The sequence below is a fragment of the Streptomyces sp. BPTC-684 genome, assembly GCF_030028635.1.
Classification (GTDB): domain Bacteria; phylum Actinomycetota; class Actinomycetes; order Streptomycetales; family Streptomycetaceae; genus Streptomyces; species Streptomyces noboritoensis.
Window position 1 is genome coordinate 2,679,116 of the sequence record NZ_CP124863.1, and the last position, 14,944, is coordinate 2,694,059.

A 14,944-nucleotide genomic window follows, 5' to 3' on the forward strand; every position below is an offset into this window, starting at 1 on the left:
GGCGTACCTGACGGGGCTCCAGTTTTACATCCACCTGAGCCGAATTGACATTCTAACGGAAAATTACTTGACCAGCGGTGCGGACTTTAGTCTGCTTCAACTTGCCCATGCCCGAACATGCCGTCGATTTACCTAGTCATTTTCCGTTGAAAACATCTGTCACTCAGTGATTGTTTTGCGATCGCAGATCGCCAGCCTCACTGATGTTTTCTTCGATCATCGCTCGAAAGAAATCAGTGAATGAAGAGTACCGCTCAACCTCTGCACCGGCAATCCAGATAACAGGGGCCGACTGGCCTCCACCCACGACGGGCATGACGAAAAAGTCGATCGTCGTAGTAGAAGCCGCGATCGGGAGGAGCGCATCTCGATCGAGTTGTGAGTTGGCAAGCCCCTCGGGTTCAAGGGTCTCAACAAGCTCTCGCGCCATGTCCATGCTCGGGCCCATCAGCTCCTCGGTGCCGAACAGATCGACGTCCTGCATGATTGCGGGCCAGCCATCGGCCTGCAGCAGAAACGAGGCGTACTCGCTGTCGAGTCCGTGCCCCAGCGCCAGGGATACCTCCTGCAGTCGATCCTGACTCGCCGGCGACCTGGGCATTTCATAACGCCACAGGTTTTCAACGTCGTTCTCACGGACCAGTTCTTTGGCGGCGGCCATCCGCCGCATTTCACTGACCCATTCCATTGTTGCCCCTATTGTCCACTATGACGAATCGCTTCGGCTTGCATCCGACAGGGCAACGCTGCCCCTGAGCAGAAAGACTGCTGTTCACCCTCATCGCCATGTCTATCCAGGTCGGCGGCTTTCCCTGCCCCAGCCACATGGCATCCGGCGCATGGCCAGCCACTCCACTGTACGGGGTGCCCGCTGCTTCAGCACGAGCGCGCTCCCTCTTCGCCTCGCGCGCCGCATCCCTGCGAATAGCACCCTTAGTGGACACACGGCCCGAGGGCGAAACCTGCCCCTTGTTGATCGCGTCGTTTGCGGCATCCACGTAAGCCTCAAATTGCTTAACGTGATCATCCGTAGCCCAATCCGGGATCCTGACTTCCGCCTCGCCGGCGGCGTTGCAGTTGTGGACCAGGAGCTCGGCGTCGCCAGCGACCACGTAGTACGTGTGCAGCCTGTCGACCGTGAGGTCGTAGGTGACCTGGCGACCGGTGTAACCGTGAGCCTTGGTGACCTGGGCCTCCTTCCCGTTGGCCGTCTGGACCCGGTCCCCGGGCCGCAGATCCTGCGCACGCGTCCACTGGTCGGTGGTCGCGTTGTAGATCTGGTGCAGGGCCGTGGTGTTGAGGACCTCCGAGCCGTTCTTCGTGGCGATGGTCAACGCCACGAAGTCACGGTCGTGCATGGTCTTGTGGACCTTCGTGACCTTGTGGCGTTCCTTCTCCGTCTTGCCGGGCTCGGCAGTAAGGACGTAGTCGCCCACCTTCACCTGGCTGATGAGCTTGACAGCACCGCTGGCCAGTACCACGGAAGTGGCACCGGTGAAGCTGTGGCAGGGACCCTTGGCCAACTTGCCCGCAGCGGCGCCGAAGACGCCGCCTGTTGCTGCGCCGATCGCGGTGGCCTTTGCCGCCCCGCTGGCGCTGCAGCCCGCTGGGCTCGCAGCGCATGTCACGCCGTAGCTGGATGCGCCTTCGGCCATACCGCCGACCGCGCCCTGGATACCGCCACGGATCGCGTTGCTGGCGATGTTGCCGACCATCCGGCTGGCGGCGCCGACGGCGAGACCACCGGCCGCGCCACCCACGACACCGGTGACGGCACCGATCGCCGTGGCTCCCAGGAAACCCTTGAGGGTGTGCGGGCCGTCGCTCATCGCGTAGCCGACTGCGTTGGCTGCCGCTCCGGCGGCCGCCGCGCAGCCGATGGCACCCGCGCCGGCGGTGATCGCCGTACATCCGGCGAACACCGCGATGCCCGTGGCTACCGAGGCGATGGTCGATGCGTGCTGCTTTACGTAATGGGCGGTTGCCTTGGCAGCCTGCTTGACCGCCCGTCCGACCTTCTTGGCGGCCTTGACCACCTTGTGGGCGGCGTGTTTGACGGCCTTGGCGGCGCGCTTGACGGCGTGCTTGACGGTCTTGGTGACCTTGTGGACGTACTTCTTTACGCGCTGGTAGGTCCTCTTGACGTATTTCTTGACCTTTTTGACGGCGTCGTGGACGTAGTGCACGGCCTTCTTGACCGCGCGCTTGACCGTCCTGACGGCCCTCTTGACGGTCTGCTTGACCTTCTTGGCTGCCGTCCTGACGACCTTGGCGACCTTCTTCACGGCCGCCGTGGTCTTGTGCCAAGTCGACTTGGCGACGCTCGTGACCTTCTTGGTGACCTTCTTCGTGAGCTTCTTCAGCGCGCCGCCGATGCTCCAGTGACCGGTGGGGTCGGTCATGGTCATCGGGTTGTCGTCGCCGTAGGCGAACCGGTTGGCGCTGACCGATGCCGCCACGTTCGAGACGTCCGCGGTGTCGCGGCTGTTGAACTGGCCGGTCTGCGGCGAGTACCAGCGGGCCGCCATGTTGACCTTGGCGGTGGTCGGGTCGGTCCAGCCGGACTGGTAGCCGAGGCGTCCCAGCATGGTGCTGGACTGCTGGACCTTGCCGAACGGCGAGTACGTGGTCGAGCCGACCAGGGACTCGCCGCCTGCCGTGAACTGCGCGATCACATCGTCGTGCAGATCGGTCATCGCCAGCGCCGACTGGGTAACGTCCTTCACGCCGACCAGCGAGCCGTCGACGTTGCGGCTGTAGGTCGCCGAGCCGTCGGAGGCCACGTCGTTGCCGGTGCCGCTGTAGGCGAAGGTGAACAGCGGGCCCGTGCCCGGGTCGCTCGCGCTGAGCACCCGGTCCAGACCGTCGTACGTGTACGTCCGGTCACCCTCGTTGATCACACGGTTGAAGGCGTCCGCGCGGATGGAGGTGGCCTTGCCCGCCTCGTCCGCCATCGAGCTCATCGTGCCGCGGGCCGTGTAGGCGTAGCTGTTGTGCCCGTCGGAGGTGAGCTGGTTGCGGGCGTCGTAGGTGTAGGTGTCGCCGCCCACGCGCGTCCGGTTGCCGGAGGCGTCGTAGCCGTAGTTCTCGGTGGTGCTCCCGTTGTTCCAGGACGACAGGCGGTTGGCCCAGTCGTAGGTGTAGGTGTTGGCGGAGGCGCCCGCGACCCCGGTCGTGGTCTTCGACGTCTCGTTGCCGTTCTCGTCATAGCCGTAGCTCACCGAGGCAAGGGTCTTGCCGGTCGGGGAGGTGAGGGTGTCCGACTTGAGCTGCTCCAGGGCGTCGTAGCCGAAGGTCCGCTTGGCCTTGCCGGTGCCGTAGTCGATCGACTTGACGTTGCTGTTGACGTCGTAGCCGTAGGTCAGCGCGGAGCCGGTGGCCCCGTCGTTGACCGTGGACAGACGACCCGCGGTGTCGTACCCATAGGTCGACGTGCCCGAGGCATCGGTCCGGGAGGTCATCGCTCCGTCGCCGTTGTAGGCGAAGGACGAGGCGCCGGACGGTCCGCTGGTCGACAGCAGCTGGCCGCGGTCGTCGTAGCCGAAGGTGTCCTTTCCGGTGTCGGAGTCGGTGCCGGTCACCGAGGTGATCCGGTCGTCCGAGTCATAGGTGTAGGTGTGGTCGGCCGTCGCGGCCTCGGCGCCGGTGCCGTGCTGCCTGGTGAGGCGGCCCTTGGCGTCATAGTCGTTGGTGACGGTCACGCCGCCCGGCGAGCGCTGCTCCTTCACCTGCCCGTTGGCGTCGTACACCGTGGTGAAGGTGCGGTCAGCGGCGTTCGGGTAGGCGGGTGTGGCCGGCTCGGTGGCCGACTCCGGCAGCCCCCACGAGTTGTAGGCGGTCAGGAACGGGTTGCCCCGCCCGTCGGTGAAACGGGTGCGGTGACCGGCGATGTCGTAGCCGAAGGTCGTTGTGATCGACTCGGTTGCGGAGACCGGCTGGACGGCCTTGGTGACCAGACCCGTCGGGTCCACCGTGAGGCTGGTGGTGTGCCCGCGGAAGTCCGTCGTCGAGGTCCGGTTGCTCATCCGGTCGTACGTCGAACCGGTGGTCCGCAGGACCTTCCCCGTCTCGTCCAGATCACTGATGGAGACCAGATCGCCGAACCCGTTGTACGTGTTCCGGGTCGAGGTCCCGTCCGGATCGGTGGAGGTGAGGACCTCCCCGTCCTTGTCGTACGTGAAGCGCGTGGTGTTGTTGGCCCCGTCCGTGGTGGACGTGACCTCGCCGAGCGCGTTGTACGTGAAGGACTGGGAGACCCCGGCGGGGCTCACCTTCCGGGACAGCTGCTGTCCCGGCGCGTCGTAGGAGTTGATGGCCGTGTACGCCCGCTGGGTCGGCTGGCGCACGATGTCGGTGCTGGTGAGCTCGCGGCCCAGGTAGTCGTAGGTCGACTCCTCGCGCGCGCCGTTCGCGTGCGTCGCCGAGAGCTGGTCACCGTTGGTGTCGTAGGTGTACTTGGTGCGGTCGCCGTTGGCGTCCTTGACCGAGGCCACATCACCGAGCTGGGTGTAGGTGTACTCGGTGCGGTTGCCCAGCGGGTCGACCTCGGCCGAGACCTGGCCGAGGTCGTTGTACTCGTTCCAGGACACCGACTTGACCGGCGTCGAGGCGCCCGGCGGGGTGTAGTCGGGCAGTGTCGTCGAAGACTCCTGGCCCTCCCCGTCGTAGGCGGTGACCGTGACGTTGCCGAGTGGGTCCGAGGACTCCGTCTTCTCACCGAAGGTGTTGTAGCCGGTCATCGAGACCGGACGCACCGAGGCGGGCGTGCCGCCGTTCTGCTCGGCGTTGACCGCCGGCTCGGTGACGCTGGTCTGCTGGCCCGACTCGTCGTAGCCGTAGTCCGTCGTGTTGCCGTTGGCGTCGGTCATCGCGATCGGCAGACCGCGCTGGTCCAGCTTCCAGCTGGTGGTGCGCACCGAGCTGTCAGCTGCGGGCAGGGTCTTGCCGTAGACGCCGGAGACCTGGGTCGCGGTGAGTGCCTCGCCGTAGACCTGGACGTCCGCGAGGGCGCCCTTGTGGTACTCGCCCTGCGTGCCGCCCGACATCCGGCGGCCGATCTGGAGCGGGCCGGTAGCCTCCCACGACCCACTGTACGGAGTCGTGGCCTTCAGGGCTCCGTTGACGTACAGCCGGATCTCGCCGGCCGCCGCGTCGTAGACACCCGTCAGGTGCGTCCAGGTGTTGGCCGTCACCGCCGCCGTACCAGAGGCGGCACGGGTCACGGTCGGGTTCGCCTCGTCACCGGACGTCCGGTTGAAGGACCACCCCTGTGAGGTCGAATAGCCCAGCTGGAAGGCGTTCTCGGTCCTGCTGTCCTGGGAGACGAAGGTGCGGTTGGCCGTGGTGTCGGCCAGCTTCACCCAGGTCGAGACGGTGAAGCCAGCGTTGGTGTTCACCGCCCCTGTCGCGGCCTGGCCGTAGGCGTTGGCGGTGCCGTCGAAGACCGCGCTGCCCCCCTGCTCGGTGGAGCGGGTGACGCCGGTGCCGAAGGTGACCTTGTTGTTGCCGCCCGAGGAATCGTCGGCCAGCGTGCCGCTGGTCTCGTTCAGCTTCCAGCGGCCGACCGGCGCGGTGGAGCCGTCGTGGACAGTGGTGGCGGTGACGTTGCCGAGGCGGTCGTAGCGAGTGTCCTTGGTGCTGGTGTCGCCCGACGGATCGAACTCTGTCTCGGACACGACGTTGTCGTCCGGGTCGTAAGAGACCTTGGTAGTGCGGGCGAGGCCGCCCGGGTCGTGGGTGGTCGAGGTGGTGCGGTCCGCCGCGTCCACCGTGAACGAGGTGGTCGTGGTGCCGTCGTTGGTCACCTGCTTGACCAGGTTCCCGGCCGCGTCATAGGTGTTCGCCTGCTCGGTGAACACCTTGCTGTTGACTGGGTCCTTGCGGACCACGGACGCGGACAGGCCGTCGTCGGTGTAGGTGTACTCGGTCACCCACCCCATCGCGTCAGTGATCGATGCGAGGCGTCCGCCCGGGTCGTACGCCCGGGACTCCTGCACCAGCTTCGTCGGGGATGACGGGCTGTTCGGATCGCCGGTGTAGTTCAGCAGACTCGTGGTGAGCGGACGGCCCTCTGCGTCGAAGGTGTACTCGTTGACGTTCCCGACCGGGTCCGTCTCCTTGACCTTGTTGCCGTAGACGTCGTACTCGAACGCCGTGGTGTCGCCGCCCGGGTCCGTCCGGGTCGCGACCCGGTTGTAGGCGTCGTACGTCATCGACGTGGTGCGCGCGGCGTCACCGCCGCTCGCGTCGGAGACCGTCTGCGAGGAAACGTTTCCGTCCGGGTCGTAGACCGTGGCCGACTTCGCCTGATGCACCGCACCGGTCACCCGGTTGGTGACCTTCGGGCTGATCTCCGAGACGACCTGGTCGTCCTTGTCGTACGCCAGCGTCGTCGTCAGACCCGCCGGATACGCATCCGACACCTCCGTCTTGGTGATCTGGCGGCCCAGGTTGTCGTACGTGTGCTTCATCGAGGCGCCGTTGGCGTCGGTGACCTGCGCCAGGTCGCCGTTCTTGAAGTACGTGTACGAGGTGATGCGCCCGCCTGGCGTGCGCACCGAGGCGACGAGTCCGGCCGGAGCGTAGTTGGTGCCGCCCTCGGCCGCGACAGTGGTCGCGGTGGTGTAGGTGGTGGTGGCGGTCCGCCCGTTCGGCGAGCCCGGGACCGGCGGCGTGGTCACCGACGTGATGTTCCCGGCCGCGTCATAGGTGTGGCTGGTGAGGTAGGTGTTGTCGGTGGGGCCCGAGGAGCGGCCGTCGCGTTCCGTCAGCAGCAGGTCGTTGCGCGGGTCCATCGGCGGGAACAGCGTGGTGGCGTCCGGGTAGTACGTGTAGTACTCGGTGGCGCAGGTGTTGGCGGCCGTGTTCTGGCAGGTGGTCGTGGAGACCGTGTTGCCGCGCACGTCGTGGCCGGTCACCGAGCGGTTGCTGTTGGCGTCCGTCACCGTGTGCAGGAAGCCCGAGGTGTCGTATCCGTAGGTGGTCCGGTTGCCGTTGCGGTCGATCTGGGCCAGCAGCCGGTTGTTCAGCTCGGCGTCGTAGACGTAGGTGAGCGTCTTGTCGGTCGGATCGGTCAGCTTGACCGTGCGGACCGGAGCGACGCCCGAGGACGACTTCGCGGCCGAGTAGTGCTGGCCGATCTCGGCCTCGCCGAGCGCGTGCCCGTAGACCGCGACCTCGGCGATCGAGCCGCTGAAGTAGCTGATGTCCGCCGGGGCGCTGTACCAGCCCTTGGCGAAGCCCGCGCCGATGAAGGTGCGCGACTTGGCCTCGTCGTTTACGGCGCCCGTGAGGTCGCCCTGCTTCTTGCCGTCCAGATACAGCGTCTGGGTGGTGCCGGAGGCGGAGAGGACCGCGTGGTGCCAGGCGTTGTCGGTCACCGTCGACGTGGAGCCGAAGGCGGTGGCGGTGCTGCCGCCGGTGAACCAGTGGCCGTGCAGCTTGCTGTCCGCACCCACGTACAGCAACGGTGCCCAGTCGCCGCCCACACCCGCCGGGTCGTTGAGCGCGCGCGACTGGTCGGCGGCGATCACACCCGGCTTGGTCGTACGGAACCACAGCTCGATCGCCCGGTTGCCGGAGCGGTGCAGCGGACCGTAGGGCACCTCGGCGAACGAGGACGCGCCGTCGAAGTCCACGGCCGACTGGTCACTGGGACCGAACGGACCCTCCGCGCCCTGAGTCACCGTGTTGTACGTGCCGAGCCCCGTGTGCAGCTCGTTGGCGGCCTGCGCCGCACCCTGAGTATCGCCCAGACGCCAGTACCCGGAGGGCTCCACACCCATCACGGACGAGCGGTAGACCTGCGAGGAGCCGGTCACGGTTGCCGGGTTGAGCTTCCAGGTGCCGCCGTCGCCGTCGACCGCCTGGGCGACCATGTCGTCGGCGGTCGAGTACGTCACGGCCGACTGGGTCTTGCCGTTCGGCGTCGTGATCTTGTTGAGCAGCCCGGCCGACCGGGTCGCCGCCTGGTACTGCGCAGCGATCACATCCGCGCTGAGCGGCTTGGCGTAGATGGCCGCCTCGGCCATCTGCCCACTGAAGTGGCCCAGCGGGTCGGCCGCGTTCATGTTCGGCCAGCCATGGGTGTTCACACCCGCGCCCAGCGTCAGGTACGGCTGCGCCCAGTCGTTGATGGTCGCCGACCGGCTGCCCTGCGCCACACCGTCCAGGTACAGCGTCATGGTAGTCGCCGCGCCCGTCAGCACCGCCTGGTGCCACTTGTCGTCGTTGACCGACGCCGACGACACGATCGTCGAGTAGCAGCCGGGCGACGAGGCGAAGCAGCCGCGCAGCTTGCCGTCGGTGCCCACATACACCGCTGGGGTGTTGTAGTTCGTCGTACCGACAGGGTCGGAATCGCTCAGCGGCTTGTCGCCGTAGTAGAAGAGGACACCGCCCGTCTGGGAGGTCTTGAACCAGAGCGAGACCGAGGCGTACGACGGGGTCGCGCCGGGGGCGCTGGGTATCTCCACATAGCTGCTGGTGCCGTTGAACGACGCCGTGGGCTGGGTGGACCCGGCGAGCACGTTCGCGCCGCCGGTGGTCACATTGTGGTAGATGCCGTTGTACTTGCCCTGGTTGAGGTCGACGGCGTCCTTGGCGACGCCTTCTCCGGCCGCCTCACCAAGGCGCCAGTAGGCGAACGGGTCCTGGTCCAGGACCGTGGTGCGGTAGTGGTTGCCGGTGGCGTACGAGTACGTGATGCACTTGGACCAGTCAGCCGGCGGACACACCGAAGTCAGCTGGTCACCGCTGTAGCCGTACTTCCACGTCTGCGCGGTGTTGGGGTCACTCGGGTCAGACGGGTCGGTATACACCTGGTCGACGTGCGCGGCGGTGGCACCGGCCGGGGTCGTCCAGCTGAGCCCCAGCGACCGGTTCGACGTCGTGTTCGTGATCTTCGTCAGCTGGTTGTTGGCGTAGGTGAAGGTCTCGGTGCGGTTCGCGAAGTCCTTGATGGACGCGAGCGCGAAGACACCGGCCCTTCCCGTGGCCTGGGTGAAGCTGTAGGTGGTGAAGTCCTTGTCGACCAGCGTGTAGCCGCCACTCACCGCCTGGAAGCGGGCGTAGCGGCCCAGTGGCGGCACGAACGTGCCGTCCGTGTTGCGGCCGAAGGCGACCTGCTCACCGCCGGGGTAGGTGATCACCACGCTGGTGATAGCGCCGGAGCCGTCCTTGACCTCGGCGGCCTTCATGTCCGCGATCGTCGACCAGCCCGCACCGAAGGCACTGTCGAGCCGGGGGTCGAGGCTGTTGTAGGAGCGCTCAATCGACAGCGACGGCCCGGTGACCTCGACGTCCGCGTCGGTGTCGTCGGTGGTGTAGTTGCCGTCGCTCGGGTCGAACTCATGACCGTTGGTGTTCTGCGACAGGCCTGAGGTCACCGGCGGCTGCGGCACCGCGGTGGTGAACCGACTGCTGTAGCTGGAGGAGTTGACGCCGTCCGAGACGGTAGTGATCCACAGGTAGTTCTTCGACCACTTCAGCTTCCCGGCCGGGACCAACCAGGCGCCCTTGGACAGCGTGCCGGAGGAGGCCAGCGCGGCCTGGTTCTGGTCGCTGGAGTCCGCGTCGAACACGTCGAAGGCGTACGTCAGCGGGTTCGGTCCCTTGTCCGCATCGGTCGCGTAGGTCGTCAGCTCCGGCTGCAGGGTGTTGGCCTGGTAGTTCTCCGGCGGGTACTGGGCGTTGACCTGCGGCGCGACATTCGCCGTGTAGGTGAGGTCCAGCGCCGGGCGGAAGCCCGCGGTGGTGGAGTTGTCCGAGTGGAACTTCTTCCAGTGCAGCATGTCACTGGTGATCGCGGTCATCGCGAGGCCGTAGTTGGCACCGCCGCCCGCGATGTTGTTGAACCACGTCGTGTTCAGCGGCACCGGCATCTTCACACCGACACTCGTCGAGCTGGAGGAATTGGAGCAGGACGCGCCGGGCGCCACCGTCGCCGAGCCGATCGCGGCACCGTAGGACGGGCCCGGATAGCTCGTCACGCCGGATGGCGTCCAGGACTGGGTGACCGGGTGGACGTTGAACGGCTCGGCGGTGCAGGTCGAGGACCAGATCGCGTACACGTTCAGGGTCGCGGCGGTGACCTTCTGGCCGGCCAGCGTGGTGCCGAGCGAGGAGAACTGGAGGAACGAGTTCGCCTTGTTGGTGCCCGAGTCGTACGACCCCACCTTGATCATGTTCTCGGTGGAGTGGTCCCCGCCGATGGTGTTCTGGGTGTACGTCGAGTTGCTGGCCGTCACCGTCGGGTCGACGGTGACCGGGAAGACCCGCTTCGGGTCGTCCAGCCACGTGCGGTCGGCGGTCATCTGCAGCGCAGGCTTGCCGTCCACCGTGGTCAGCTCGTAGGACACCGCGCGCGACTGGGCGAAGTCGCCCGAGCGCGGGTCGATCTTCGAGTCCTCCATGAACGCGTGCGGGATCGTGGCCGTGATCTTGCCGTCGGCGTCAGTGAAGACGACGTCACCGTTCTCAGCGATCTTCGGGGTGAGCCCCTTGACCTCCAGCGGGAAGACCCACGAGTTCGGCGCGTCCTTCGACTTCAGGACCAGGCGCTCCTTGAAACCCTCCGCCAGCGGAGACAGCTTCAGGTCGGTGTCCTTGAGGGCATCCTTGTACGTCGCCGTGGAGTCGCCGTCCACCACCGCCGGCACCTTCGTGGCGCCGCGCAGGCTGTACGCCAGAGAGCGCCCGGAGCCGAAGCCCACCGAGGCAAGCTCGGGAGCGGCCGCGTCCGGCGCGAAGGCGACGCCCAGCGAGTTGGCGGTCTCGGCCAGGACGCCGCTGCTGCCTACCCGCAGGGTGGTGTCGATCGGCTTCCAGGTGCCGTCGGGCGCCTTGAAGTTGGTGCGGGCGGTGTAGTGGCGCACCGTGGTGGAGCCGTCGGCGTTGGCGAAGACGTCCGAGGTCGCCGTCGACTTCTTCGCGTCGCGCTTGCTGGTGCGCGCGTCGAAGCTCTTGGCGTTGCCGACCGCCTTGCCCGTCTTGGCAGGTTTGGTCCGATCCTGCGGCCGCTGGTACTCGGTCAGCTCACCCTTGCCCTTGCCAGGCTTGTGGCCGCTGCCGCCCTTGGCGCGGGTCTGCTTCACCGTGGCGAAGTGGCTCTTGCCCTTGGCCGTACCGCTCTGCTGGTCCGGGGTGTCGAGCGGGGACTTGTTCGCCCACTCCCACAGACCCGAGAGCGACCACTTCGGCATCGACAGGCGCGGCAGCGTCGCGCCTGTGGCCTGAGCCGTCTCGGTGGTGAGCATGAACGAAAACGCCAACAGGACCAGAAGGGCGACCCTTCTGGCCCGACGGCGACCGGGCGGACCCGGCGGGAACAACAGACGGGACGTACGAGCCCATCTAGCGTGCATTTTGAAACAGCCTTTACTTACACGTGGCTTACAGAAGACAAAGCCCCGCGATACTGCCTCACCCCTCCCAGACGGGGATCTCCACCCCCTACCTCTTTAGCTTGTCTTTACCAATTCAGGCGTGTCGGAACTAGTGGTTCCGCGCTATGCGGCTGTAGTGACCCCGCGCTTGACGGCTTGGGCCACCTCCGCACGCAGATCATCACCGGACTTGACCGCCGTCACGTTGCCCCCGTCGGCCTGCCCGTCGACCAGGACGAAACGGACCTTGGGATGCCCCTTCGCCGCCGCCGCGGCCGCAGCCACCGGCGCCTTGCCGACCGCGACCACCACGTCGCAGGAGCGCTGGAGGAGACCGTTGACGAACGGCGTCGCATTGGCCTGCGTCTGCTCACCGGTCACCGGCACGAAGTTGACCCGGGCGTGCGTCGCGGAGGAGGCGTCCCGCATCCCCGCCCACACCGGCGCGCCCGGCGTACTCTCGGTGACGCCCTGCGGCCCGGTCAGCAGACACGCGTCGACGTTCCGGTACTGACGGGCCCGCGCGTCCGGCGGCCCCGGCTTGTCGTCCAAGGCGAGCAGCGACCCGGCGATTGCGGCAGCGGCCACGGCAACCGCCACTCCTGCGCCGAGCCAGCCCCGGCGCCGGTGCGCCCGCGCACCGGCGACAAGACCCGCAAGTCGCCGCCGAGCGCGCACGTGGCGCCCGCGCTTGTCCCGCTCCGCCTGGGCAGACTTCGCCTGCTGAGCCTGGCTGACCTGCTTGACCTGCTTCACCGCTGCCCACCCGCCGACCCGCGCTTAGTCGGCCACGCCACCCACGCATGGGCCGCCGCCCCGGCCGTCGACAGCGCAAGCAGCAGCGCGTCGGCCGCGAACTCCACGCCGTACGTGGCCTCCGCGGTCATGGCGTTCTGTGCCACCCAAGACGCCCATACCGCACAGAAGGCGGCGAATGCCACCCATTCGGAGGTCCGGCGCCGACGCAGGGCGATCACGAACGACGGCACAGGACACAGGAGGCCGAGCGTGGCGAAGGGGAGCAGCGCAAGCCCTGCATGCGCACCAAGTACGCGATGGCTTCGTTCTGGGCATATCGGGCGCCGCGAGGAGCCAGCGGTCGCATTCTGAACAGCATTCACGATGCGGACCCTACAATTCCGCATAAAGGATCAAGGGACCGGCATGGTCTTCATCCAGGAGGACGGCCCCGTGGTCCACCCCGACGATGTGACCAACCCCTTTGAGTGGCTCATCGCAGCCTCCCGCCGATCCAGCTGCACGACCTACGCGATGGAACGGCCACGCTCATGCTCGCCGTCGGTCTCGACGTAAAGATCGTTCCACCCTCGGGCACAGCGACAGCCGAATCACACGGGACATTCACCAGAGCGCCCCGCCCCAGGTCGACAAGTTCGAAGGCCAAGCGGCGAAACCCCGAAAAGTAGGTCTCCAGCCCCCTCCGCTCACGCAATGCCGCCCCTCGACACGAGGTCAGGATTCGGGCTTGAGCTGCTTCTGCATCTCCTCAATGCGGCGTCGTGTCGACTCCGCCTTGCGCTCTTCGCGCCGTAGCTTCTCTTGCGCGGCAGCCAACTCCCCCGCTAGGCGCTCTTCATCTGCCACCGCACGTTCTGCCTGTATGGCGTCGTCGCTGTAGGCCGGGCCCACGCGGACACTCTGCACGACACCGCGGCGCTCGCCGCCGCACTCCGGGCAGTCCACGACGCGAGTGGAGACGTGGTCATGTTCGCGGTGTTGGATGTGCTGGGCAACGTGGTCGCACGTCAGCGTCAGATTCCAGGTGTCAAAATCCTTCTTGCGCTCCTCCTTCGAGGGCAAGGTGGCGCAGAAGTCCGCGAGCTTTCTGAGCGTATGGGGACTCAGTGGGGGCGGCGGGCAGCAGCTAGAGCAGTGCGTGACCCGAGACCCGCTGTAGCTCCAGCGCGAACTCTTGCAGTTCGGATGTTTCTCCTTGAAGCGGGCTTCGGCGGCGTCGTGCTCCCGCCTCTGTTCTTCGGACAGTTTCATCAGTGGAGGCCAATCCCCCAAGCTGTCGTGCATCGGCTCTCCACAGCCCCTACAGGGTTCTCCGGCCAAGACCTCTTCCCAGGTCAGGCGCATTCCTTCGCGCGCCCACCGTTCTCGCCGCTCGTTGTCCTGCCGGTCTGCCTGCTCGGCAGCGAGAGCCTTCTGCCGGGCACGTGCAGCAGCGCGCTGCCGGCGCTGTTCCTCGGTCAGTTTGGCCACGGCTGCCCTCCGTGCATGAACGACTTTGTCGTCAGAGATTTCGCTCTCATCCTGCGAGTCCCCCTGCCAGCTGAGCCTCGGCTTGAGATTTTCTGCAGCACGACAAGCCAGATCAGAACGGATACGCTCGCTGCCCGACCGGTTCTGACCGCATCTTCGGCTGTGCGGCCGCAAAAGCCTGGCGCACCCCGGCGCGCTCTCAGGGGAGTGTCTGATTCTTTGTGGGTGGCCTGGTGCTGGTGATGTGGTTTAGCGGTCGGTGATGCGGTCGCCGTAGTAGCTGGCGAGGCTGTTGATCGCCTGTTTCCAGGCCGGTGTCTTGCCGGTGATGTTGGGCCGGTTCTTGATCGGGTTGCGGATGACCAGGTAGAGGACCTTGAGGGCCGCGTCGTCGTCGGGGAAGTGCCCGCGGCGCCGGGTGGCCTGGCGGAAGCGGGAGTTGAGGGATTCGATCATGTTGGTCGTGTAGACGGTCCGGCGAATCGGGGCCGGGAACCGCAGGAAGACGATCACGTGTTCCCAGCTCCGGCGCCAGGTGTCCACCACGGCCGGATATCTATCACCCCACTCGGCTTCGAAGAGCGCGAACCGCTGCTCCGCCTCGTCGGGGGTCTTGGCGGTATAGACCTCCCGAAGCTGCTTGGCGATGGTGCCCCAGTGCTGCTTGGCCGCGTATCTGAGGCTGGTGCGGACGAGGTGGACCACGCACAGCTGCACGTCGGTCTGCGGCCAGACGCCGTTGATCGAATCGGGCAAACCCTTCAGGCCGTCGCAGCAGGCGATCAACACATCCTGCACGCCGCGGTTCTTGAGTTCGGTCAGCCAGGCCATCCACTGCTTGGCACCCTCGCCGCCGGTGCCGACCCACATGCCCAGGACGTCGCGGTCGCCCTCCAGGCTGATCCCGACGGCGATGTAGACGGGTTTGTCGGCGACCGCCCCGTCGCGGATCTTGATGTAGATGCAGTCGATCAGCAGGACCGCGTAAACGCGGTCGAGCGGGCGGGTGCGCCAGGCGGTCATGTCGGCGGTGATCTGGGCGGTGGCCCGGGAGACCAGGTCGCGTGAGACCTCCACGTCGTAGACCTCCGCGAGGTGGGCCTGGATCTCGCCGGTGGTGAGCCCTTTCGCATACAGGGACACGATCGTCTCAGTGAAACCCTCCACCCGGCGGGCGTGTTTGGGCATGATCTGCGGGGCGAAGCTGCCCGCCCGGTCCCGGGGAACCTCGATCTGGACCGGTCCGACCTGCGAGAGAACCGTCTTGCGGCTGGTGCCGTTGCGGACATTCCCGCCGCCGGGCATCGGCCCGGTCACCCCTCTCATAGCCC

General features: G+C 66.7%; 6 protein-coding genes and 1 pseudogene. 1 reads left to right on the forward strand and 6 read right to left on the reverse strand.

Going from position 1 to position 14,944, the window contains the following annotated elements; genetic code table 11:
• Nucleotides 1-163 precede the first annotated feature (163 nt).
• The 4 genes from QIY60_RS11925 to QIY60_RS11940 form a co-directional block, all read right to left on the reverse strand.
• Nucleotides 164-688, reverse strand: coding sequence for an SMI1/KNR4 family protein (locus tag QIY60_RS11925; RefSeq protein ID WP_283142393.1), 525 nt, complete (start codon nt 686-688; stop codon nt 164-166).
• Nucleotides 672-11,255 carry a LamG-like jellyroll fold domain-containing protein gene (locus QIY60_RS11930; RefSeq protein WP_283142394.1) on the reverse strand — a complete coding sequence of 3,528 codons (10,584 nt, stop codon included), beginning with the start codon at nt 11,253-11,255 and terminating at the stop codon, nt 672-674. The genes QIY60_RS11925 and QIY60_RS11930 overlap by 17 nt, the downstream gene beginning before the upstream one ends.
• 252 nt (nt 11,256-11,507) lie before the next feature.
• Nucleotides 11,508-11,972, reverse strand: coding sequence for a BMP family ABC transporter substrate-binding protein (locus tag QIY60_RS11935; protein ID WP_283142395.1), 465 nt, complete (start codon nt 11,970-11,972; stop codon nt 11,508-11,510).
• Nucleotides 11,973-12,136: 164 nt separating this feature from the next.
• On the reverse strand, nt 12,137-12,286 hold the full coding sequence (locus tag QIY60_RS11940; RefSeq protein WP_283142396.1) for a hypothetical protein: 150 nt from the start codon (nt 12,284-12,286) through the stop codon (nt 12,137-12,139).
• 256 nt (nt 12,287-12,542) lie between these two features.
• On the opposite strand from QIY60_RS11940, the pseudogene QIY60_RS11945 reads away from it, so the two are divergent.
• Nucleotides 12,543-12,756 (forward strand): annotated as a pseudogene (locus QIY60_RS11945) (site-specific integrase); the annotation flags it as partial.
• Between the two features lie 101 nt (nt 12,757-12,857).
• On the opposite strand, the gene QIY60_RS11950 reads toward QIY60_RS11945, so the two are convergent.
• Nucleotides 12,858-13,613, reverse strand: coding sequence for a hypothetical protein (locus QIY60_RS11950; RefSeq protein ID WP_283146148.1), 756 nt, complete (start codon nt 13,611-13,613; stop codon nt 12,858-12,860).
• Nucleotides 13,614-13,862: 249 nt separating this feature from the next.
• Nucleotides 13,863-14,939, reverse strand: a complete 1,077-nt coding sequence (locus tag QIY60_RS11955; RefSeq protein WP_283142397.1) for an IS256 family transposase — start codon at nt 14,937-14,939, stop codon at nt 13,863-13,865.
• Nucleotides 14,940-14,944: the final 5 nt, after the last annotated feature.

What these genes read in the sequence shown, in the direction of transcription:
- QIY60_RS11930 (WP_283142394.1), bottom strand. Translation starts at nt 11,255, where the DNA reads ATGCTCACCACCGAGACGGCTCAGGCCACAGGCGCGACGCTGCCGCGC.
- QIY60_RS11925 (WP_283142393.1), bottom strand. Translation starts at nt 688, where the DNA reads ATGGAATGGGTCAGTGAAATGCGGCGGATGGCCGCCGCCAAAGAACTG.
- QIY60_RS11955 (WP_283142397.1), bottom strand. Translation starts at nt 14,939, where the DNA reads ATGAGAGGGGTGACCGGGCCGATGCCCGGCGGCGGGAATGTCCGCAAC.